The 21,150-nt window shown below is 70.7% G+C and carries 16 protein-coding genes and 1 pseudogene; 6 read left to right on the top strand and 11 right to left on the bottom strand.

Translation table 11 applies throughout. From position 1 onward, the window contains the following. The first annotated feature begins 259 nt into the window (after positions 1 to 259). Entirely contained in the window at positions 260 to 2,719 is a 2,460-nt protein-coding gene (locus tag SRB17_RS32015) for a DNA gyrase/topoisomerase IV subunit A (protein WP_153543673.1), read from the top strand. Here the strand turns inward: SRB17_RS32015 and SRB17_RS32010 are convergent. Together SRB17_RS32010 and SRB17_RS32005 are read right to left on the bottom strand one after the other, a co-directional pair. Then, positions 2,716 to 3,777 (bottom strand): CobW family GTP-binding protein, encoded by a 1,062-nt coding sequence (locus SRB17_RS32010; protein WP_228396401.1) that lies wholly within the window; start codon positions 3,775 to 3,777, stop codon positions 2,716 to 2,718. The two genes, SRB17_RS32015 and SRB17_RS32010, sit on opposite strands and share 4 nt — an antisense overlap. A 70-nt stretch (positions 3,778 to 3,847) precedes the next feature. Then, positions 3,848 to 5,014, bottom strand: a complete 1,167-nt coding sequence (locus SRB17_RS32005; RefSeq protein WP_153543671.1) for a citrate synthase/methylcitrate synthase — start codon at positions 5,012 to 5,014, stop codon at positions 3,848 to 3,850. A gap of 113 nt (positions 5,015 to 5,127) precedes the next feature. Between SRB17_RS32005 and SRB17_RS32000 the strand changes: the two genes are divergently transcribed. The 4 genes from SRB17_RS32000 (at position 5,128) to SRB17_RS31985 (ending at position 9,861) form a co-directional block, all read left to right on the top strand. Continuing rightward, on the top strand, positions 5,128 to 6,432 hold the full coding sequence (locus tag SRB17_RS32000; protein ID WP_153543670.1) for a citrate synthase: 1,305 nt from the start codon (positions 5,128 to 5,130) through the stop codon (positions 6,430 to 6,432). A 25-nt stretch (positions 6,433 to 6,457) separates the two neighbouring features. Then, on the top strand, positions 6,458 to 7,399 hold the full coding sequence (locus tag SRB17_RS31995) for a sucrase ferredoxin (protein WP_323376539.1): 942 nt from the start codon (positions 6,458 to 6,460) through the stop codon (positions 7,397 to 7,399). A 105-nt stretch (positions 7,400 to 7,504) separates the two neighbouring features. Further along, complete coding sequence (locus SRB17_RS31990; protein WP_153543669.1) at positions 7,505 to 9,184, top strand: sensor histidine kinase; 1,680 nt, start codon at positions 7,505 to 7,507, stop codon at positions 9,182 to 9,184. Then, the gene (locus SRB17_RS31985; RefSeq protein ID WP_153543668.1) at positions 9,181 to 9,861 is read left to right on the top strand and encodes a response regulator; all 681 of its coding nucleotides are present in this window, start codon (positions 9,181 to 9,183) and stop codon (positions 9,859 to 9,861) included. The genes SRB17_RS31990 and SRB17_RS31985 overlap by 4 nt, the downstream gene beginning before the upstream one ends. Before the next feature lie 10 nt (positions 9,862 to 9,871). Here the strand turns inward: SRB17_RS31985 and SRB17_RS31980 are convergent, their stop codons facing one another. From SRB17_RS31980 to SRB17_RS31970, 3 genes are all read right to left on the bottom strand, one after another. Next, positions 9,872 to 10,930, bottom strand: coding sequence for an ABC transporter substrate-binding protein (locus tag SRB17_RS31980; RefSeq protein WP_153543667.1), 1,059 nt, complete (start codon positions 10,928 to 10,930; stop codon positions 9,872 to 9,874). A gap of 61 nt (positions 10,931 to 10,991) precedes the next feature. Beyond that, a complete protein-coding gene (locus tag SRB17_RS31975; RefSeq protein WP_153543666.1) occupies positions 10,992 to 11,870 on the bottom strand; it encodes an ABC transporter permease in 879 nt (292 codons plus the stop codon). Then, positions 11,860 to 12,675 carry an ABC transporter ATP-binding protein gene (locus SRB17_RS31970; protein WP_153543665.1) on the bottom strand — a complete coding sequence of 272 codons (816 nt, stop codon included), beginning with the start codon at positions 12,673 to 12,675 and terminating at the stop codon, positions 11,860 to 11,862. The genes SRB17_RS31975 and SRB17_RS31970 overlap by 11 nt, the downstream gene beginning before the upstream one ends. Before the next feature lie 158 nt (positions 12,676 to 12,833). Here SRB17_RS31970 and SRB17_RS31965 point away from each other — a divergent pair, with 158 nt between their 5' ends. Then, positions 12,834 to 13,526 (top strand): response regulator, encoded by a 693-nt coding sequence (locus tag SRB17_RS31965; RefSeq protein WP_153543664.1) that lies wholly within the window; start codon positions 12,834 to 12,836, stop codon positions 13,524 to 13,526. Between the two features lie 25 nt (positions 13,527 to 13,551). On the opposite strand, the gene SRB17_RS31960 is transcribed toward SRB17_RS31965, so the two are convergent. The 6 genes and pseudogenes from SRB17_RS31960 to SRB17_RS31935 all read right to left on the bottom strand — a co-directional run bounded on the left by SRB17_RS31960 (position 13,552) and on the right by SRB17_RS31935 (position 20,849). Continuing rightward, a complete protein-coding gene (locus SRB17_RS31960; protein ID WP_323376538.1) occupies positions 13,552 to 15,144 on the bottom strand; it encodes a cation acetate symporter in 1,593 nt (530 codons plus the stop codon). Next, positions 15,141 to 15,686 carry a DUF485 domain-containing protein gene (locus SRB17_RS31955; protein WP_153543663.1) on the bottom strand — a complete coding sequence of 182 codons (546 nt, stop codon included), beginning with the start codon at positions 15,684 to 15,686 and terminating at the stop codon, positions 15,141 to 15,143. The genes SRB17_RS31960 and SRB17_RS31955 overlap by 4 nt, the downstream gene beginning before the upstream one ends. 69 nt (positions 15,687 to 15,755) lie before the next feature. Next, positions 15,756 to 16,445 (bottom strand): response regulator transcription factor, encoded by a 690-nt coding sequence (locus tag SRB17_RS31950; RefSeq protein WP_153543662.1) that lies wholly within the window; start codon positions 16,443 to 16,445, stop codon positions 15,756 to 15,758. Continuing rightward, positions 16,442 to 17,593: a sensor histidine kinase gene (locus SRB17_RS31945; protein WP_323376537.1), complete on the bottom strand. Its 1,152-nt coding sequence runs from the start codon at positions 17,591 to 17,593 to the stop codon at positions 16,442 to 16,444. The genes SRB17_RS31950 and SRB17_RS31945 overlap by 4 nt, the downstream gene beginning before the upstream one ends. Next, positions 17,590 to 18,111: pseudogene (locus SRB17_RS31940) on the bottom strand (DUF1453 domain-containing protein). Before SRB17_RS31940 ends, SRB17_RS31945 begins: the two are co-directional and overlap by 4 nt. Before the next feature lie 614 nt (positions 18,112 to 18,725). Then, positions 18,726 to 20,849: a DNA topoisomerase IV subunit B gene (locus tag SRB17_RS31935; RefSeq protein ID WP_323376536.1), complete on the bottom strand. Its 2,124-nt coding sequence runs from the start codon at positions 20,847 to 20,849 to the stop codon at positions 18,726 to 18,728. Positions 20,850 to 21,150 lie beyond the last annotated feature (301 nt).

Here is a 21,150-nt window from a genome sequence, read left to right as displayed (position 1 = left end):
TGCCGTTCCTGCCACTGTATGCAAACCGTGCGGGGCCCCGGAGAAGTTCCGGCGCGACGTACGCCGAGAGCGGATCCCGTAGCCTGCGACTCGCGTGCCCGCGGGACGCGTGCGGGCGCTGTGCGGTGCCGGTCCGGTGTGCCTTGCGGTGCCGGGCGGACCGTGGAAGACCGGGCCGTGGCCCGGGTTGTCAGTGCCGCGGTCCACAATGGTCCGCGTCAGATCCATCAAACGCTTCAGTAGCAAGGAGCCGGCAGCGATGGCCCGCCGCAGCACGAAGACCCCGCCGCCCGACGATTCGTTCGAGGAGAGGATCCTCGACATCGACGTCGTGGACGAGATGCGTGGCTCCTATCTCGAGTACGCGTACTCGGTCATCTACTCGCGCGCCCTGCCGGACGCCCGTGACGGCCTCAAGCCGGTGCACCGCCGGATCGTGTACCAGATGAACGAGATGGGCCTGCGCCCCGACCGCGGCTATGTGAAGTGCGCGCGTGTCGTCGGCGAGGTCATGGGCAAGCTGCACCCGCACGGCGACGCGTCGATCTACGACGCCCTGGTGCGCATGGCCCAGCCGTTCTCCATGCGCGTGCCGCTGGTCGACGGCCACGGCAACTTCGGCTCGCTGGGCAACGACGACCCGCCGGCCGCCATGCGGTACACCGAGTGCCGGCAGGCCGAGGCGACGAGCCTGATGACCGAGTCGATCGACGAGGACACGGTCGACTTCGCGCCGAACTACGACGGCCAGGAGCGCGAGCCGGTGGCGCTGCCCGCCGCCTTCCCGAACCTGCTGGTCAACGGCTCCTCGGGCATCGCGGTCGGCATGGCGACCAACATGCCGCCGCACAACCTGCGCGAGGTCATCACGGCCGCCCGCCACCTGATCAGGCACCCGAACGCGGACCTGGACGCGCTGATGAAGCACGTCCCGGGCCCGGACCTGCCCACCGGCGGCCGGATCGTCGGCCTGGACGGCATCCGGGACGCGTACGCGACGGGCCGCGGCACCTTCAAGATGCGCGCGACGGTCACGATCGAGACGGTGACCGCCCGCCGCATGGGCCTGGTCATCACGGAACTGCCGTTCGCGGTCGGCCCGGAGAAGGTCATCGCGAAGATCAAGGACCTCGTCAACAGCAAGAAGGTCCAGGGCATCGCCGACGTCAAGGACCTCACGGACCGCGAGCACGGCCTGCGCCTGGTCGTCGAGATCAAGAACGGCTTCGTGCCGGAGGCGATCCTGGAGCAGCTGTACAAGCTGACCCCGATGGAGGAGTCCTTCGGCATCAACAACGTCGCGCTGGTGGACGGCCAGCCGCTCACGCTGGGCCTGAAGGAGCTGCTGGAGGTCTACCTCGACCACCGCTTCGACGTGGTCCGGCGCCGCAGCGAGTTCCGCCGCGGCAAGCGGCGCGACCGGCTGCACCTGGTCGAGGGCCTGCTGACCGCGCTGGTCGACATCGACGAGGTCATCCGGCTGATCCGGTCCAGCGAGAACTCCGCGCAGGCCAAGGAGCGCCTGATGCGGCGCTTCTCGCTGAGCGAGGTGCAGACGCAGTACATCCTCGACACGCCGCTGCGCCGGCTCACCAAGTACGACCGCATCGAGCTGGAGGCGGAGAAGGACAGGCTCACCGCGGAGATCGCGGAGCTGACCCGGATCCTGGACTCCGACGCGGAGCTGCGCAAGCTGGTCTCGGCCGAACTGGCAGACGTGGCGAAGAAGTTCGGCACCGACCGGCGTACGGTCCTGCTGGAGTCCGCGGGCGCCCCGGTCGCCGCCGTGCCGCTGCAGGTCGCCGACGACCCGTGCCGGGTGCTGCTGTCCTCGACGGGTCTGCTGGCCCGTACGGCGACCGCCGAGCCGTTCCCGGAGCAGACGGGCGCCAAGCGTGTCAAGCACGACGTGATCGTCTCGGCGGTCCCGGCCACCGCGCGCGGCGAGATCGGCGCGGTGACCTCGGCGGGCCGGCTGCTGCGGATCAACGTGGTCGACCTGCCCCAGCTGCCGGAGACGGCGAGCGCGCCGAACCTTTCCGGAGGCGCGCCGCTGGCGGAGTTCGTCTCCCTGGAGGACGACGAGACGGTGGTCTGTCTGGCCACGCTGGACGAGTCGTCCCCGGGCCTGGCGCTCGGTACCGAGCAGGGTGTCGTCAAGCGCGTGGTGCCCGACTACCCGTCCAGCAAGGACGAGTTGGAGGTCATCACGCTGAAGGAGGGCGACCGGATCGTGGGCGCGGTGGAGCTGCGCACCGGCGAGGAGGACCTGGTCTTCATCACGGACGACGCCCAGCTGCTGCGCTTCCAGGCGTCCATCGTGCGCCCGCAGGGCCGTCCGGCGGGTGGTATGGCGGGCATCAAGCTCACGGAGGGCGCGAAGGTCATCTCCTTCACGGCGGTCGACCCCGCGGCCGACGCGGTGGTGTTCACGGTCGCGGGCTCGCGCGGCACGCTGGACGACTCGGTGCAGACGACCGCCAAGCTGACCCCCTTCGACCAGTACCCGCGCAAGGGCCGGGCCACGGGCGGTGTGCGCTGCCAGCGGTTCCTGAAGGGCGAGGACTGCCTGTCGCTGGCCTGGGCGGGCGTGGCTCCCGCGCTCGCGGCGCAGAAGAACGGCACCCCGGCGGAGCTTCCGGAGCTGGACCCGCGCCGGGACGGTTCGGGCACGTCGCTGCCGAAGACGGTGGCGGTGGTCGCCGGACCGGTGTCCTAGGCGGGCGGATCCTCCAGGTCCGCCTCGTCCGGGCCCGGTACATAGCGCAGGACGCCCCACATGCCGTGCTCGTCGGCGTGTGGGGCGTCGTTCTCGCACCCCTTGAGCTCCTGGCCGAGGGCCTCGGTGTCGATGCCGGAACCGATCAGCACGAGCTGGGTGAGGCGCTCGCCGGCAGCGTCCCAGGGCTGCGGGTAGAAGCGCAGGAACCGGCCGACGGCGTGCACGGCGTACCGGTTGCGGGTGTCGTACGGCCCGAAGTCGACGTACCCCTTGATCCGGTACAGCCCCTCGGGCCTGCTGTCCAGGAACCGCATGAGCCGGCGGGGTTCCAGGGGGACCTCGGAGGTGAAGGACAGGCTGTCGTAACCCGTGTGCAGATGACCGTCGTGTTCCGCGACCCCCGTGTGCTCGTGGAGGTCCTCGAAGGACAGCTGCCCGATCCGCTCCTCGCTCGGCTTGCAGTCGAAGAGGAACTCGGGGTCGATCCGGCCGTAGGTGGCGGGGACGACGGCGGCCCGGCCGGTGAGCGAGCGGACGAGCCCCAGAACCCGCTCGGCGTCGTCCGCTCGGTCGAGCTTGTTGACGACGACGAGCTCGGCGAGGGCCAGATGCCGGTCGATCTCGGGGTGCTTCGCGCGCGTGTCGTCGAACTCGGCGGCGTCCACGACCTCGACCAGGCCGCCGTAGACGACCCTCGGGTGCTCGCCGGCCAGCACCATCCGCACGAGCTCCTGCGGTTCGGCGAGCCCGCTGGCCTCGATGACGATCACGTCGACGCCGGTGCGGGGGTCGGCGAGCCGGTCCAGGTAGAGGTCGAGTTCGCTCGCGTCGACGGCACAGCACAGGCAGCCGTTGCCGAGCGAGACGGTCGAGTCGCCGAGGGCGCCCGCGACGGCCATCGCGTCGATCTCGATGGCCCCGAAGTCGTTGACGATCACCCCGATCCGGCTGCCTCCGCTGCGGTGCAGGAGGTGGTTGAGGAGCGTGGTCTTGCCGGAGCCGAGGAAACCGGCGAGCACGACGACCGGGATCTGCGGACCGCTGCTGTTCCCCAACGGGTGACCTCTCTCCTGTGGACCGGCTGCCGGACCAGGATAAGAGGGCATCGGTGTCGGCCGGCCCGGGTCAGAGCGCGGCCGGCACCGCGACCGGCGGCGTCGGCCCCACATACCGCGCCACCGGACGGATGATCTTCGAGTCGGCCGCCTGTTCCAGGATGTTGGCGCTCCAGCCCACCACCCGTGCCGCGGCGAAGGTGGGGGTGAACATCTCGCGAGGCAGGCCGCACAGTTCCATGACCACGCCGGCGTGGAACTCGACGTTGGTGTGGAGTTCGCGGCCGGGCTTCAGCTCGGCGAGGATCGCCTCGACCCGGCGCTCGACCTCCACCGCGAAGTCCACGCGCGGACCGCCGAAGCTCTGGGCGATCTCCCGCAGCATCCGGGAACGGGGGTCCTCCGTGCGGTAGACGGCGTGCCCGAACCCCATGATCCGGTCACCGGCGAGCACCCGCTCGCGGATCCAGGGGTCGATCCGGTCCGGCGTGCCGATGGCGTCCAGGGTGTCCAGGGCCCGGCTGGGCGCGCCTCCGTGCAGCGGTCCGGACAGGGCGCCGACGGCCCCGACCAGACAGGCGGCCACGTCGGCTCCGGTGGAGGCGATGACGCGGGCGGTGAAGGTTGATGCATTGAATCCATGATCAATGGTTGAGATCAGGTATTGCTCGACCGCACGAGCCCGCCGCGGCTCGGGCTCCTCGCCCGTGAGCATGTACAGGTAGTTGGCCGCGTACGGGAGGTCGTCGCGCGGCTCGACCGGGTGGAGACCCTGCCCGAGCCGGTACAGCGCGGTGAGCAGCGTGGGTACGGCCGCACAGACGGCCAGGGTGTCGGCGCGGCGCCGGTCGGCGTCGATGTCGTACACCGGTCGCAGTCCCCGCGCCGAGCCCAGCAGGGACAGGGCCGTGCGCAGGCCGGACAGCGGGCCGGGGACGCGGCTCGCCGCGGCGATCGCCGGCAGTGCCGAGCGGACCTCCTCGGGCAGCCGCCGCAGCGCCGCGGTCTCGGCGTTGAAGGCGGCGCGGCGCTCGGCGTCCGGGAGCGTGCCGTGCACCAGAAGATGCCAGACGTCCTCGAAGCCACGGGTCCGCGCCAGTTCGACGGCCGAGTACTGGCGGTAGTGGTAGAAGCCCTCCCGCCCCCGGACGTCACCGATCTCGGTCTCGGTGACGACGACGCCGGCGAGTCCGCGCGGTGCGTCGATGAGCGGGGTCGCGGTCGTGTTGATGGCCATGATTCTCCTCCCTGGACTTGATCCGACTGTCCATGCTTGACTATTTAATTGTCAATATTGATTGAATCAATGCAAACTGATCAACATGTGCAGAGGCGGCTACGGTGACCCCCATGCGCGATCACGAACCCGCTCCCGGCCGTCCCGAGCGCAGGCTGACCACTCAGGAGACCGCCGAACTGCTCGGCGTGAAACCGGAGACGGTGTACGCGTACGTGAGCCGCGGCCTGCTCAGCAGCAGGCGCGAGCCCGGCGGCCGTGCCAGCACCTTCGAGGCGAAGGAGGTCGAGGCCCTCGCCCGGCGCCATCGCCGGGAGGCGGCCGGAACCCCGGGCTCCGGCGGGGACCTGTCCGTGCGGACCCGCATCACGCTGATCGAGCAGGACCGGTACTACTTCCGGGGCGTGGACGCCGTCGAGCTGGCGCTCCGGCACTCCTACGAGGAGGTCGCGGAGTGGCTGTGGACGGGCCGGCTCACCCCGGGCGTCGCCTTCTCCGCGCCCCGCCCCACCGTCGAGGTCGCCCGCCGCGCGGTGAACGCCCTGTCCGAGCACGCCTCCCCCACCGACCGGCTGCGCGTGGCCGCCGTCGCCGCGGCGGCCGAGGACCCCCTGCGCTTCGACCTGTCCGAGGACGCCGTGCTGAACACGGCGCGGATCCTGATCCCCACGCTGGTCGACGCGCTGCCACCGGCCCGGCGCGACCACAGGGACGACGGCCCGCTCGCCCACCGGCTGTGGGGCCGCCTGACCGGCCGTCCCGCCGACGAGGCGTCCCTGCGCGTCCTGGACACCGCGCTCGCCCTGCTCGCCGACCACGACCTGGCCGCCTCCACGCTCGCGGTCCGGGTCGCCGCCTCGGCCCGCGCGCACGCGTACGCGGCCGTCTCGGCCGGGCTCGGCGTCCTGGAGGGCCCGCTGCACGGAGCCGCGAGCGGCAGCGCCCACCGCATGCTGCTCGACGTGCTGGACCAGGGCACGGCGGTCCCGGTCATCGCCGATGAACTGCGCGCCGGCCGCCGGGTCCCGGGGCTCGGCCACCGGCTGTACACCGGTGAGGATCCACGCGCGCGTGTGCTGTTCGACCTGCTGGAGCAGGTCCCGCGCGCGGAGTCCGCCCTGCTCGCCGCCCGGGACATCGTCGCCACGACCGCCCGCCACACCCCGCTGCACGCCAACGTCGACCTGGCCCTGGCGGTGTTCACCGCGTCCAGCGGCATGTCCGCCACGGCCGGCGAGACGATCTTCGCCGTCGCGCGGACGGCGGGCTGGATCGCGCACGCCCTGGAGGAGTACGGCGAGCGCCCGCTGCGCATGCGGCCGGTGGGCCAGTACGTCGGTCCCCGGCCGCCGCAGCCGCTCCCGGAGCAGGCCCAGCCCGAAGGAATAGGACACAGCCGCGGCCGGAAGTCGCCCTAGGGGGAGTCAGGTTAGGCTCACCTCTGTGAGTAGGTGCGCGACCGTCTCCCGAAGCCTCGACGAGCCCGTTTCCGGCACGGCGGCCACGGCGACGACCTGGCTGCTGCTGGAACAGCCCGGCCCGTGGGGTGCCAAGGCGCTCACTTCGAGCCACCTGGACCCCGCGGTGGGGCGAGCACTGGAGGCGGCCGCCGAGGGAACCGGCGTACGCGTCGCGCTCATCCGGCGCCCCGGGCGCCACGCCGACCCCGGCGGGCCCGCCGTCCGGCAGGTGTACGCCGCCCACACCCTGCCCGGTCACGTATGGCTGCACAGCGCCACGACCCGCGATCCGGGCCGGCTGCTGGGCCTCGACTTCGCCGCGCTCGGAGCGGGTGACCACGCTTCCTTCGGTACCGCGCTCGGCGGGCGGCCGTACCGCGGCGACCCGCTCGCGCTCGTGTGCACCAACGGAAAGCGCGACCGCTGCTGCGCCCTCCTGGGCCGTCCGCTGGCCGCCGAGCTGTGCGCCTCGGGCGTGCGCGGCGTCTGGGAGGTCACCCATCTGGGTGGACATCGTTTCTCGCCGACCGTGCTCGTCCTGCCGTACGGCTACGCATACGGCCGCGCCGAGGCGCACACCATCAAGGAAGCGCTGCACGGCGCGCAGGAGGGGCGCGTGGTGGTCGAGGGGTGCCGCGGCTGCTCCGCCTGGGAGCGGCCCGGCCAGGCGGCCGAGCTGGCCGTCCGGTCGGTGGCGGGCGAGTACCGTGCGGGAGTGCTGTGCGTCGTACGGACCGACGGCGCGGCCCCACGCTGGGAGGTCACCGTCGGGCACGCCGACGGCCGCCGCTGGCGGGTGAGCGTGGCGCAGGGGGCGTCGCTGCCGCCCCGCCCGGAGAGCTGCGGCGCGGCAGTGTTCGGTACGCCGGCCCGGATGGACGTCGTGGCCGTGCGCGAGCTGAGGCCGACGGCGCCGGCGAACTGAGCGACCGCTCCCCGCCGGAGCGAAACGCCTCTTTCAAGGATCGGTCAAGAGATCCCCACCACACCCCCTGGGGCGCGTCGGGTCCCCCCACGTAACGTCGTGCGCATGAGCCCCACTCCCCCCGCACGCCGTCTGCGCCTCGGTATGCCACGGCGGGTGTTCTCGCAGGTGCTGATGATGCAGCTGACGATCGCCGCGGGGGTCGCGGTGCTCGCGACCGGGCTGTTCCTGGCGCCGTTGAGCAAGCAGCTGGACCAGGAGGCGGAGCGCCGCGCGCTGGCCATCGCGCAGACGACCGCCCAGGACCCGCAGATCGCCGAGGGTGTCCTGACCACCCCGCCGACCGCGGACGGCCCGGTGCAGCGGGAGGCCGAACGGATCCGCAGGGCCACGCACGCCGAGTACATCGTGGTGCTGGACACCCATTGGGTGCGCTGGTCGCATCCCACCGTCTCGAACATCGGCCAGAAGGTCTCCACCAGCCCGAAAGACGCCCTGAAGGGCAACGAGGTCATGGAGATCGACAATGGCACCCTGGGCCGCTCGGCCCGCGGCAAGGTGCCGTTGTACGACGCCCACCACCGGATCATCGGGGCGGTCTCGGTCGGTATCGCCTACGACAGCGTGCGGGCGCGGCTGATCAGCGCGATCCCGGGGCTGTTCGCGTACGCCGGAGGCGCTCTCGCGGTGGGCGCGCTGGCCGCCTGGCTGATCTCCCGGCGGGTCCAGCGGCAGACCCGGGACCTGGCCTTCTCCGACATCTCGGCGCTGCTCGCGGAGCGCGAGGCGATGCTGCACGGCATCCGTGAGGGCGTGGTCGCCCTCGACCGCGGCGGCCGTGTCCGCCTGCTCAACGACGAGGCGCGGCGGCTGCTCGGCATCGGCGACGAGGCCGTCGGACAGACCCCGGACGAGGCCCTCGGCGCGGGCCGTACGACGGACGTCCTGGCCGGCCGGGTGACCGGCACCGATCTGCTCACCGTGCGCGGTCAGCGGGTGCTGGTCGCCAACCGTATGCCCACCGGTGACGGCGGCGCCGTGGCCACCCTGCGCGACCGCACCGAACTGGAGCAGCTGGGGCGCGAACTCGACTCCACGCGCGGCCTGATCGACGCCCTGCGCGCCCAGGACCACGAGCACGCCAACCGCATGCACACCCTGCTCGGACTGCTGGAGCTGGAGATGTACGACGACGCGGTGGAGTTCGTCGGCGAGGTGGTCGGCGACCACCGGGCCACCGCCGAGCAGGTCACCGAGAAGATCCAGGATCCCCTGCTGGCCGCGCTGCTGGTCGGCAAGGCGACCGTCGCGGCCGAGCGCGGAGTCGCCCTGTGGGTGTCGGAGCGCACGCGGCTGCCGGACCGGCTGATCGATCCGCGGGGTCTGGTCACCGTCGTGGGCAACCTGGTGGACAACGCCCTCGACGCGGTCGCCGGCACGCTGCACGCGCGCGTGGAGGTCGAGCTGCGCACCGAGGGCCGTACGGTCGTCCTCAGGGTGCACGACACGGGCCCCGGTGTCCCGGCCGACCAGCGGGAGCTGATCTTCAGAGACGGCTGGTCCACCAAGAAGCCGCCCGCGCACGGCAAACGGGGCCTCGGGCTCTCGCTGGTGCACCGGCTCGCCGAACGGCAGGGCGGGAGCGCGACGGTGGACGAGGCGGCCGGCGGCGGCGCGGAGTTCACCGTGGTCCTTCCGGAGGCACTGACCGAGCCGGAGCTGGCACCCGCGGTGCTCGACAAGTCCCCCGAGCCCGCTGCCGTCACCGAGGAGGACACCCGATGATCGAGGTCCTGGTCGTCGACGACGACACCCGCGTCGCCCGGGTCAACGCCGCGTACGTGGAGAAGGTGCCGGGCTTCCATGTGGCCGGAGAGGCGCACAGCGCGGCCGAGGCGCTGCGGCAGGTGGAGACACTGCCGCGGCTCGACCTGGTCCTCATGGACCACTATCTGCCCGACGACACCGGTCTCGCGGTCGTCCGGGAGATGCGCAGGCGCGGCCACCAGGCCGACGTGATCATGGTGACGGCGGCGCGGGACGTGTCGACCGTCCAGGCCGCGATGCGGCAGGGGGCGCTGCAGTACCTGGTGAAGCCGTTCGCCTTCGCCGGTCTGCGCGCCAAGCTGGAGGCGTACGCGCGGCTGCGGCGCACCCTGGACGGCGGCGGCGAGGCCGAACAGGCGGAGGTGGACCGCATCTTCGGCGCCCTGTCCGCGCCGTCGGAGCCCGGGCTGCCCAAGGGGCACTCCCCGACGACGGCCGAGCTGGTGCGCCAGGCGCTGCTGAACGCCGAAGGGCCGCTGTCCGCCCAGGAGATCGGCGATCGGACGGGAGTGAGCCGGCAGACGGCCCAGCGGTATCTCAAGCTCCTGGAGCGCACCGGACGGGCGCGGCTGACCCTCAAGTACGGCGACGCGGGCCGCCCGGAACACCGTTACGTGTGGGCGACCCGCGGCTGAGCGGACTCGGCTACTCGACCGCGTCGACGAACTCGGTGGTGTACGTCTTGCTCAAGTCGACCTTGGCGTTCTTGATGTTGGGGTTGAACGACTTGAGCACCTTCTCGACGGTCTCGGGGCCGCCCTGGGGCATCACACCGTCGTCGGTGAACATCGGCAGTGTGCTCTTGATGGCCTGGGCGTACAGCGCCTTGTTGCCCTGGGAGTAGTCGGCCGGCATCTGGGCGGCGATCTCGTCGGCGCTGTGGGTGGACATCCACTTGAGCGTCTTGACGAACGCGTTGACCAACTTCTGGACGGTGTCCTTGTGTCCGTTCACCCAGTCCGTCTGCATGTACAGACTTGACGACGGGTACGGCCCGCCCAGCGCCTTCTGCGAGCCCTCGGGGGTGCGCATGTCGATGAGGACCTTGCCCGCCTTCTTGTCCAGGATCGTGGCGACGGTCGGGTCGGTGGTCATACCGCCGTCGATGGCCCCCTTCTGGAGGGCCGCGATGAACGTCGGTCCGGCCCCTACGGCGACCGGAGTGAACTCGTTGACCTGCACGCCGTTCTTGACCGCGAGGTACTTGGTGAGGAAGTCGGTGGAGGACCCGAGCCCGGTCACACCCAGCTTGCGGCCCTTGAAGTCCTTGGGCGACGTCAGGTCGCCGGCTGCCTTGTCGGAGACCACCTCGACCTCGCCGGGCGCGTGCGAGAACTGGACGACCGACTCCACCGACTTGCCCTTGGTCTGCAGGTCGAGGGTGTGGTCGTAGAAGCCGACGGCTCCCTGCACCTGGCCGGAGACCAGCGCGGTCTCGGCCTGGACACCTGCGGGTTCGCTGAGGAGCTGGACGTTCAAGCCCTCCGCCTTGAAGTAGCCGAGGCGCTGGGTGAGCATCGCGGGCAGGTAGATGACCTTGTCCAGGCCGCCCACCATGATCTTGACACTCTCCCCCTTGCCGCCGCCCCCGCCGCTGCCGGTGTCGGCCGTGGAGCTGGCCGCGTCATTGGCACAGGCGGTGAGGGAGGACAGCGCGAGCAGGCCGGCGGCGGCCAGGGAGGCGTATCTGGCGGTGTTGCGCATGCGGTTCACGTCCTTGTGAGAGGGCGGTACGGGGAAGGCGTGGGGGCCTGATGAGGGCCGGTCAGCTGTCGGAACCGGCGGGCTTCCAGCGGAAGATGCGGCGCTCAGCGAAGGTCAGCAGCCCCTCGGCGGCGAGGGCGACGACCGCGAGGATGACCATCGCGGCGTAGACGCCGGCCGAGTTGAACGTGTTCTGCGACTGAGAGACGAGCAGGCCGATGCCCTTGGTGGCACCGATGTACTCGCCGACGATGGCGCCGATGAGGGCGAAACCGAAGCTGACGTGGAGGCTGGTGAAGATCCAGGAGGTGGCCGACGGGATGACCACCTGCAGGGTCACCTGGCGGTCGCCGGCGCCCAGGATGCGGGCGTTGGCCACCAGGTTGCGGTCCACCTCGCGGGCGCCCTGGAAGGCGTTGAAGAACACCGGGAAGAAGACCAGCACGACCGCGGAGGCGACCTTGGAGGACGGGCCCAGCCCGAACCAGATCAGGAAGATGGGTGCAAGAACGATCCTTGGGATCGAGTTGAGCACCTTGATGTATGGACCAAGGACCTCGGCGAGCAACCTGATCCGCCCGAGGGCGATACCGAGGAGCACGCCGGCGACCACGCCGATCACCCAGCCGAGCAGGGCCTCGTAGAGCGTGTACCAGATCTGTTCGCCCAGCGAGCCGAGCGCGGTGCCGTGCATGACCCAGGTCCAGATCTGGTCCCAGATCTTCGACGGCATCGAGAAGTTGAACGGATCGATGATCTTCGCCCGGGACAGCCCCTCCCACAGCCCGAGGACGGCCACGAGGAGCAGCACGCGCACGGCGTTGACGAGCAGCTTGCGGCGGCGGGCGGCCTGCGCGCGGGTCTGCGCACGGCTCGTCTTGTCGGCGGGCTCGGTCGTGGCCAGTACGGCCTGGGCCTCGGGCATGACGTCAGGCGACATGGGCGGCACCTCTTTCCCGGGTGATGCGGACCTCTTCGCCGAGGGACTCCCAGATCTCGCGGTAGATTTCGATGAACCGCGGCTCCAGGCGCACCGACTCGACCTTGCGCGGCCGGGGCAGATCGATGTCGAAGACCTGCTTCACGGTCGCGGGTCCCGCGGTCATCACGACGACCTTGTCGGCGAGCGCGATGGACTCCTCCAGGTCGTGGGTGACGAAGACGACGGAGGCGCCCGTGCCCTCCCACAGCTCCAGCAGTTCGTCCGACATCAGGGCCCGGGTCTGCACGTCCAGCGCCGAGAACGGCTCGTCCATCAGCAGGATCTCGGGGTCGTTGACGAACGTGGCGGCGAGGGCGACACGCTTTCGCTGACCCCCGGAGAGCTGGTGCGGGTAACGGTCCTCGAAGGCGGCGAGGCCGACGCGGGCCAGCCACTCCCGGGCCTTCTCCTTGGCCTCCGCCTTCGGCACGCCCCGGAAGCGGGGGCCGGCCATGACGTTGGACAGGACCGTGCGCCAGGGGAAGGTGGCGTCCTGCTGGAAGACGAAGCCGACCTTGTCGCCGACGCCACAGGCCGGCTCGCCGGACACCAGCACCTCGCCCTCGGTGGGCTCCTCCAGGCCGCTGACCAGCGTCAGCGTGGTGGACTTGCCGCAGCCGGTCGGGCCGACGACGGCCACGAACTCGCCCCGGCCGACGGTGAGGTCCAGACCGCGCACGGCTGTGTGCCGTCCCCCTGACGGGGTTCTGAAGGTCTTGCTCGCGCCCCGCAGCTCGATGGCGGGGCTGGTGTGTGCGCTCATGGCCCGGGACGGTAGGTGTGGCCCCGGCCACAGCAGGAGTCTTGTGAGCGCAAGCCGTTCTTCTGCTTGCAAGAGTCTGTTGTGCTCTTTTTGCTCGCGCTACAACTGCGGAGCCGAAACACGGGCTTAACGCCCGGCGGCCTTGAAGGAGAGGCCTGATGATTGACGTCCTGGTCGTGGACGACGACTTCCGCGTCGCCGAGATAAACGCCAAGTACGTGGGAAAGGTTCCCGGCTTCCGGGTGACCGCCCGCGCGCACAGCGCCGCCCAGGCACTGGCCGCCGTCGAACGCGGCACCGTCGACCTGGTCCTGCTCGACCACTATCTGCCGGACCAGACGGGTCTCGATCTCGTGCACCGCATGCGGGAGCAGGGCCACGGCACGGACGTGATCATGATCACCGCGGCCAGCGATGTGACGACCGTCCAGCGGGCGATGCGCCTGGGCGCCCTGCACTACCTGGTCAAACCCTTCACGTTCGCCGCCCTGCGCGCCCGCCTCGACTCCTATGCCGCGCTGCGCCGCACGGTGGACCGGGTCGGCGGCCGCGGCCTGACCGGGCAGGAGCAGGTCGACCGGATCTTCGGGGCGCTGCGGACGTCTCCCGCGCCGTCCGCGCCCGGTCTGCCGAGCGGCCACTCGGAGCCCACGACCGATCTGATCTGCGGCGTCCTGCACCGCGCCGACCAGCCGCTGTCCGCCCACGAGGTGGCCGCCAGGACCGGTCTGAGCCGCTCCACGGCCCAGCGCTACCTCCGCCACCTGGAACAGGCCGGCCGGCTCCGGCTCTCCCTGAAGTACGGCGACACCGGCCGGCCAGAGCACCGCTACGCCTGGGTGGCGCCGTAGCGATCCGTGCCCGGCGGGTGACCGGCTACACGGCCCCGGCTCCGGTCAGCGACCGGACCTCCGTCTCGGCGTATTTGGCCTCGTCCGCAGCCTCGTCCGAGGTGATCGTGCCGAGCCAGCCGGCGAGGAAGCCGAGCGGGACGGAGACGATGCCCGGGTTCTGCAGCGGGAAGTACTGGAAGTCGACGTCCGGGAACAGCGAGGTGGGGCTGCCCGACACCACGGGGGAGAGCAGCACCAGTCCGAGCGCCGGGATCAGTCCGCCGTACACGGCCCACACCGCGCCGCGGGTGGTGAAGCCGCGCCAGAACAGCGAGTACAGCAGCACCGGGAGGTTCGCCGACGCGGCGACGGCGAAGGCGAGGCCGACGAGGAAGGCGACGTTGAGGTCACGGGCCAGCAGACCGAGCGCGATCGCCACGACACCGATGCCGACCGCCGCCCAGCGCGCCACCGCCACCTCGCTGCGCGCCGTACCTCGCGAGCGCCGCAGCGACGCGTACAGGTCGTGCGCCACCGACGCCGACGAGGCGAGGGTGATGCCGGCGACCACCGCGAGGATCGTGGCGAAGGCGACGGCGGCGACGACCGCGAACAGGACCGTGCCCCCGGTGGAGCCCGCGCCACCGCCCAGGTCGAGGGCGAGCAGCGGCACCGCGGTGTTCCCGGCCGCGTTCGAACCGCGCAGCGTGTCCGTCCCCACCACCGCGGCCGCCCCGAAGCCGAGGACGATCGTCATCAGGTAGAAGCCGCCGATCAGCCCGATGGACCACACCGCGGAACGGCGTGCGGCCCGCGCGGTGGGCACGGTGTAGAAGCGGGACAGGATGTGCGGCAGTCCCCCTGTGCCCAGCACGAGGGCGAGTCCCAGGCTGATGAAGTCGAGGCGGGCGGTCCAGGTCCCGCCGTACTTCAGGCCCGGGGCCAGGAATGCCCTTCCGTGACCGCTGCGGTCCGCGGCGGTGAGCAGCAGGCGGTCGACGTCGCCGTGGAAGCGGAGCAGGACGAGGACGGTCAGCGCGATGGTGCCGCTCAGCAGCAGCACCGCCTTCACGATCTGGATCCAGGTGGTGGCCCGCATCCCTCCCAACGACACATAGATCACCATGAGCGCGCCGACCCCGATGACCGCCCAGGCCTGCGCGGCCCCGCTCGTCCGCCCCAGCAGCAGCGCCACCAGACTGCCCGCGCCGACCATTTGCGCCACCAGATACAGAACGGACACCGTGACCGAGGAAGTTCCCGCGGCGATCCGCACCGGCCGCTCGCTCATCCGCGCGGCCACCACGTCGGCCAGGGTGAACCGCCCGCAGTTGCGCACCAGTTCGGCCACCAGGAACAGCACGACCAGCCAGGCCACCAGGAAGCCCACGACGTACAGCATCCCGTCGTACCCGTACAGCGCGATGAGCCCGGTGACCCCGAGGAAGGAGGCCGCCGACATGTAGTCACCGGCGATGGCAAAACCATTCTCCATGGGAGAGAACAGCCGCCCTCCGGCGTAGAACTCCTCCGCCGAACCACGTCGGCGACGGCTCACCCACGTCGTGATCCCGAGGGTGACGGCCACGAATCCGCTGAACAACAGCAGCGCCAGCGTCTGGTGTTCACCGGTCACGAGGCGTCTCCCCGCACTTCGCGGGCCAGTTCCTGGGTGTCCCAGCGCAGCTCCAGCGCCGCCCGGTCCCGGCGCAGCCGTGCGTGCCGGGCGTAGGCCCAGGTGAGCAGGAACGTGGTGAGGAACTGTCCGAGCCCGGCCAGCATGGCCACGTTCACCGCTCCCGCCACGGAACGGGCCATGAGTCCCGGCGCCGTCGTGGCGGCGACCACATAGCCCAGGTACCAGGCGAGGAAGGCGGCGACTCCCGGCACGACGAACCGCCGGTACCTGGTGCGCACCTCCTGAAAGGCCGCGCTGCGCTGCACCTCGACGTACACATCGCGTGCCCGAACCGCCCTCCCGCTCCCCTCCCCGCGAGCGGATGGCATCGCCTGCGCGGGCACACCGGTGGCGTCCAACTCGCCCCAGCCGGAGGCCAGTGCGTCGTACCAAGGGTCTTCGTACGTCCCACGGGAGGGCGCGCCGTGGTCCTGACGGTTCTCGGCCGAACTCTCGGGACCGTCTCCGGCTCCACGGGCACGACCATTGCTTGACTGCATGCCCAAGGATGGACAGATCGGGAAGTTCCGTGACTCTTCTTCCTCCGGCTCTTCACCCCATCAGGTGATTCACTCTGTGGGCGGCCGCACCAGCCCCTTGCTGTAGGCGTAACGCACCGCCTGCGCCCGGTCCTTGAGGCCCGTTTTCGAGAAGAGATTGTTGATGTGTGTCTTCACGGTCGCGGTCGACACATGCAGCTTGCGGGCGATCTCCTGATTGCTGAACCCTTCGGCGATCAGCAGCAGCACCTCGGTCTCCCGCGCGGTCAGTCCGTCGGGCGGCGCCTGGACGGTCGCGGGCGGGCCGGGCTCCGGCTGTGACAGCCGCTCCAGCAACCGGCGCTGGACACTCGGCGACAGACCCGCGTCCCCCGACAGCACGCTCTCCACGGCACGCACGATCTCGTCACCGCCCGCGTCCTTGGTCAGATAGCCCCGGGCGCCTGCGCGCAGTGCGGGGAACAGCGATTCGTCGTCCGCATACGTGGTGAGCACCACGACCTGGGTCCCTGGGTACTCCGCCCGGATCCGCCGGGTGGCCTCCACGCCGTCGCAGCGGGGCATCCTGAGATCCATCAGGACGACGTCCGGGGCCAGTTCCGCGACCAGCCGCACCGCCTCCTCGCCGTCTCCCGCGGCCCCCACGACCTCCACCCCGGGCAGCAGCCCGAGCAGCATCACGATGCCCTCCCGGACCACGGTCTGGTCGTCGGCGACCACCACCCGTGCGGGCTTCCTCTCCCCCTCCGTCTCCGTCATACAGGCACCTTCAGCGTCACCACGAACCCCTCCTCCTCCGGCCGCGCGTCCAGTGAACCGCCCAGCAGCTCGGCCCGCTCGCGCATGCCCAGCAGACCGTACCCGGCTCCGGATCCCGTGAGTTCGCCCGGCCGCCCTCCCGTGTCCCGCACGTCGAGCGTCACTTCGTGCTCGCTGTAGTCGAGTCTCAGGCGCACCTTGGCACCCTGTGCGTGCTTACGGACGTTCGTCAGCGCTTCCTGGGCGACCCTGCGCACGGCCTGGGAGGCCTCGGCCGGCAGGGCTCTGCGCTCACCCGTCACAGTGACCTCGGCGCCGTCGGCCCCGCTGACGAGCTCGCTCAGGAAATCCTCCAGCGGAGTCAGCTCGCCGCGCAGCGCGGACAGGGCCTGCCGGGTCTCGGCGAGCCCGTCGCGGGCCATGCCCCGGGCGGCCACCACTCGCTCCAGGATGCGGTCACGGTCCGCGCCGTTCTCGATCAGCAGCCGGGCCGCCTCCAGGTGCACCAGCTGCGCCGAAAGGCTGTGGGCCAGCACGTCATGGATCTCCCGTGCGATCCGGGCTCGCTCGGCCAGCGCCGCGGACTCGGCCTCGGCTGCCCGGGCGGCGCGCTCCTGGGCAAGCAGTTGCTGCGCGTGGCCGCGGGCCTCGGCGTCCAGCCGCAGGACGTATCCGGCGAGGGCCATGCCCGCGACCGAGGCGGCCGTGGTCAGCCAGACGTCGTTGTTGAAAGCGGAGTATGCGGCCAGGCCCACCGTGGTCACCGGAGCTGCGGCCGCGAGTGGCAGCCGCTCCAGGGCGCCGATCCCACAGCCGCACCAGATCACCAGGGCCGGTCCCCTGAACCCCGTGGCCTCACCGGCGACCGCCATGCCCATGAGTGCGCCCATCAGCACCAGAGAGGGCACCAGCCGGTGCTGGTACGTGGTCCGGAAGAAGGCCCAGGCGAGGAGAGCAGTCACGAGGACCCCGCCCATCGCGGCGAGTCCGCCCCAGAGGCCGACGTGGCTCTGGTTGTACGCGCCCCACAGAAGCATGGCGATCACCAGGCACCTGACGGACCAGGCGATCAGGCGCCGGGGCCCCGAGGTTCCCTCGCGGCCGAGCGCCTCCCGCGACGGCCAGCGTGTCCAGGCGTTCTCCTTCACGCGCGCTCCCTCCTGACCGGCCGCATGCCGTCACCGTACGCCGGAGCGGGGCGGTTCACGCCGCCGAGAGACTGCGCCCGCCAGACCAGGATTCCGCCACGGACCAGCAGAGTGGCGGCGAGAGCGCACATCAGGGCGGAGCTGTCCTGGTGCAGGCCGAGTACGGCGCCGATGGCGTAGATACCGATGCGCAGGGCTATGCCCACGATCCATACCGCGACGCTCGCCCTGGTGCTCTTGGTCCACACGACACCGTCCGGTTCCGTCCAGATGCGGGTCGTCCAGGCCCAGCCGGCGCCGGTGGCCACACCGATGATCAGTTCCACCGCAAGCAGCACGGCGGATTCCGCACGGTGGTGGGCGTCGAGGATGCCGGGCTCGCGCAGCGCCAGGACGGCGAGGACCACGGGGATCAGCCACCAGCGCCGGTCGGTGTTGATGGCGCGGGCGCGGAACTACCGCACGATCACTATGGCGGCGACGGCCACGATCACCAGCGCGTTGACGAGCCCGGACATCAAAGCCTCCGTGAGCGAGAAGGTGGTGTCGGGAGCGGGTGCTGCCGACACCTACGAAGCTACGGAAAAGCGCAGGTCGGGAGATCGGAGCCGGGGTGGATCACGGGTGGAAACCTGCAGCGGCTCGTCTCCACCCACGGGTGTAGACCCCGCGGGTGCGCATACCGCGCCGGGAGGGGAGGCGGAGGTCGGTCGCGGCCGGGGTCCGGCCACCGCAGAGAATCGTGGCGGTCGGCGGCCGCCCGGCCGGACCCGAAGAACCACCCAGCCACCGCACGGACTACGCAGCCACCGCACGGACTACCCGGCCGCCTCACGGACCACGCGTCCACCGCACGGACCACGCGTCCACCGCACAGACGACTCAGCCACCGCACGAGCCACCCGACCGAAACCGAAGGACGGCCCCAACCACCGCAGAAAACCAACCCGCCGACCTCAGAGGCCCACCCAGCCCACCCAGCCCACGGAGCCCACGGAGCCCACGGAGCCCACGGAGCCCACGGAGACAGAACACCATCCCCCTCCGCCGGCCAGCGGCCCCCTCGCCCGCCCCGGCCGACCAGGTCAGCCCACCTCGGGCATGCTGAGTCGGCCGAGGCCCAGCGCAGCGGCTACGCGTCGATGCGCGAGCGGTCCAGCGTCGCCGCCGAGCTGGAGATGAACTCCTTGCGCGGCGCCACCTCATTGCCCATCAGCAGGTCGAAGACCTGTTCGGCGGCCTCCAGGTCGGACAGGTTGATCCTGCGCAGCGTGCGGTGACGGGGGTCCATCGTGGTCTCGGCCAGCTGGTCGGCGTCCATCTCGCCCAGACCCTTGTAGCGCTGGATGGAGTCCTTGTACCGGATGCCCTTGCTCTGGAACTCCATGAGCTTGTCCCGCAGCTCGCGGTCGGAGTACGTGTAGACGTACTTGTCCTGGCCCTTCTTCGGCTGGACGATCTCGATGCGGTGCAGCGGCGGCACCGCCGCGAAGACCCGGCCGGCCTCGACCATCGGTCGCATGTAGCGCTGGAACAGCGTGAGCAGCAGGCAGCGGATGTGGGAGCCGTCCACATCGGCGTCGGTCATCATGATGATCTTGCCGTAGCGCGCCTGGTCGATGTCGAAGGTACGGCCCGAGCCCGCTCCTATGACCTGGATGATCGCGCCGCACTCGGCGTTCTTGAGCATGTCGGTCACCGACGACCGCTGCACGTTGAGGATCTTGCCGCGGATCGGCAGCAGGGCCTGGAACTCGGAGTTCCGCGCCAGCTTGGCCGTACCGAGCGCGGAGTCGCCCTCGACGATGAACAGCTCGCTGCGGTCGACGTCGTCGCTGCGGCAGTCGGCGAGCTTCGCCGGCAGGGACGAGGACTCCAGCGCGGTCTTCCGGCGCTGGGCGTCCTTGTGCTGGCGGGCCGCGACGCGGGTGCGGGCGGCGGCCACCACCTTTTCCATGACGACCCGGGCCTGCGCGGCGGCGTCCCGCTTCGTGCTGGTCAGGAACGCCTTCAGCTCCTTGGTGACCACGTTGTTCACGATGCGGCGGGCCGCCGAGGTGCCGAGGACCTCCTTGGTCTGGCCCTCGAACTGCGGCTCGGCCAGGCGCACGGTCACGACGGCCGTGAGGCCCTCGAGGGCGTCGTCCTTGACGATGTTGTCCTCGGCCACCCGCAGCAGCTTCTTGGTGCGCAGCACGTCGTTGAACACGCCCGTCAGAGACTGTTCGAAGCCCGAGACGTGGGTGCCGCCCTTCGGGGTGGCGATGATGTTGACGAAGGACCGGATCGTGGTGTCGTAGCCGGTACCCCAGCGCATCGCGATGTCCACGCCCAGCTCACGGGTGACCTCGGTGGGGGTCATCTGGCCGTGCTCGTCGAGGACGGGGACGGTCTCCTTGAAGGTGCCCTTGCCCGAGAAGCGGACGACGTCGCAGACCGGCTTGTCACCCGCCAGGTACTCGCAGAACTCGCTGATACCGCCATCGAAGCGGAAGGACTCCTCGCCCTTGCTGCCGCCCTCGCCCAGGCCGAACTCGTCGCGCACGATGATCGTCAGACCCGGCACCAGGAAGGCGGTCTGCCGGGCGCGCTGGTGGAGGTTGTCCAGGGAGAGCTTGGCGTCCCTGAGGAAGATCTGGCGGTCGGCCCAGTACCGCACCCGCGTGCCGGTACGGGTCTTGGGGATCTTCTTGGTCCTGCGCAGTCCGCTCTTGGCCTCGAACTTCGCGTCGGCACCGTCGGCCGCGAAGGCACCCGGCGCACCGCGCCGGAAGCTGATGGCGTGCGTGTGGCCGCCGCGGTCCACCTCGACGTCGAGACGGGCGGACAGGGCGTTGACCACGGAGGCGCCGACGCCGTGCAGACCGCCGGAGGCGGCGTACGAGCCGCCGCCGAACTTGCCGCCCGCGTGCAGCTTGGTCATGACGACCTCGACGCCGGACAGGCCGGTCCTGGGCTCGACGTCCACGGGGATGCCACGGCCGTTGTCGCGCACCTCCACGGAACCGTCGTCGTGGAGGATCACTTCGATGCGGTCGCAGACGCCCGCGAGAGCCTCGTCCACGGAGTTGTCGATGATCTCCCACAGACAGTGCATCAGACCGCGACTGTCGGTCGAGCCGATGTACATGCCCGGGCGCTTGCGCACGGCCTCGAGGCCCTCGAGGACGAGCAGGTGCCGCGCGGTGTAGTTGGAACCGTCCCGGTCTGCTCCTGCCAGCAGCGCTGTGGACGGCACGGACGTATCGGCGGTCACGCGGTTCGCTCCTCGCTGAATTTCAGTTGGCCCCCTACTGGGTAAGGGGACGGCTTCGGTCGCCGCTCAGAGGGTACCGAGGCCTGGTAGAGCCGATGTAACGCCACCCTCGTCAAGAACTCAGACTAGTCCAGGCTCGCATACCTGTTCGATCCCTCGATGGAGTGAAGTACATATCACGTTCCATTGGAGGCATGAACCATTTAGGCTCCGGGCACGTCCTCCTGAACAACAGGCAACCCCGCCTGGAGGACCGAAACACAACACTGCGCGAAACCGTAAGCACCACGAGAGACGCACT

This window comes from Streptomyces sp. RB17 (genome assembly GCF_009604455.1).
GTDB lineage: Bacteria > Actinomycetota > Actinomycetes > Streptomycetales > Streptomycetaceae > Streptomyces.
Note: the sequence above shows the minus strand (reverse complement) of the source record. Positions and strands in the feature narration are given on the sequence as shown.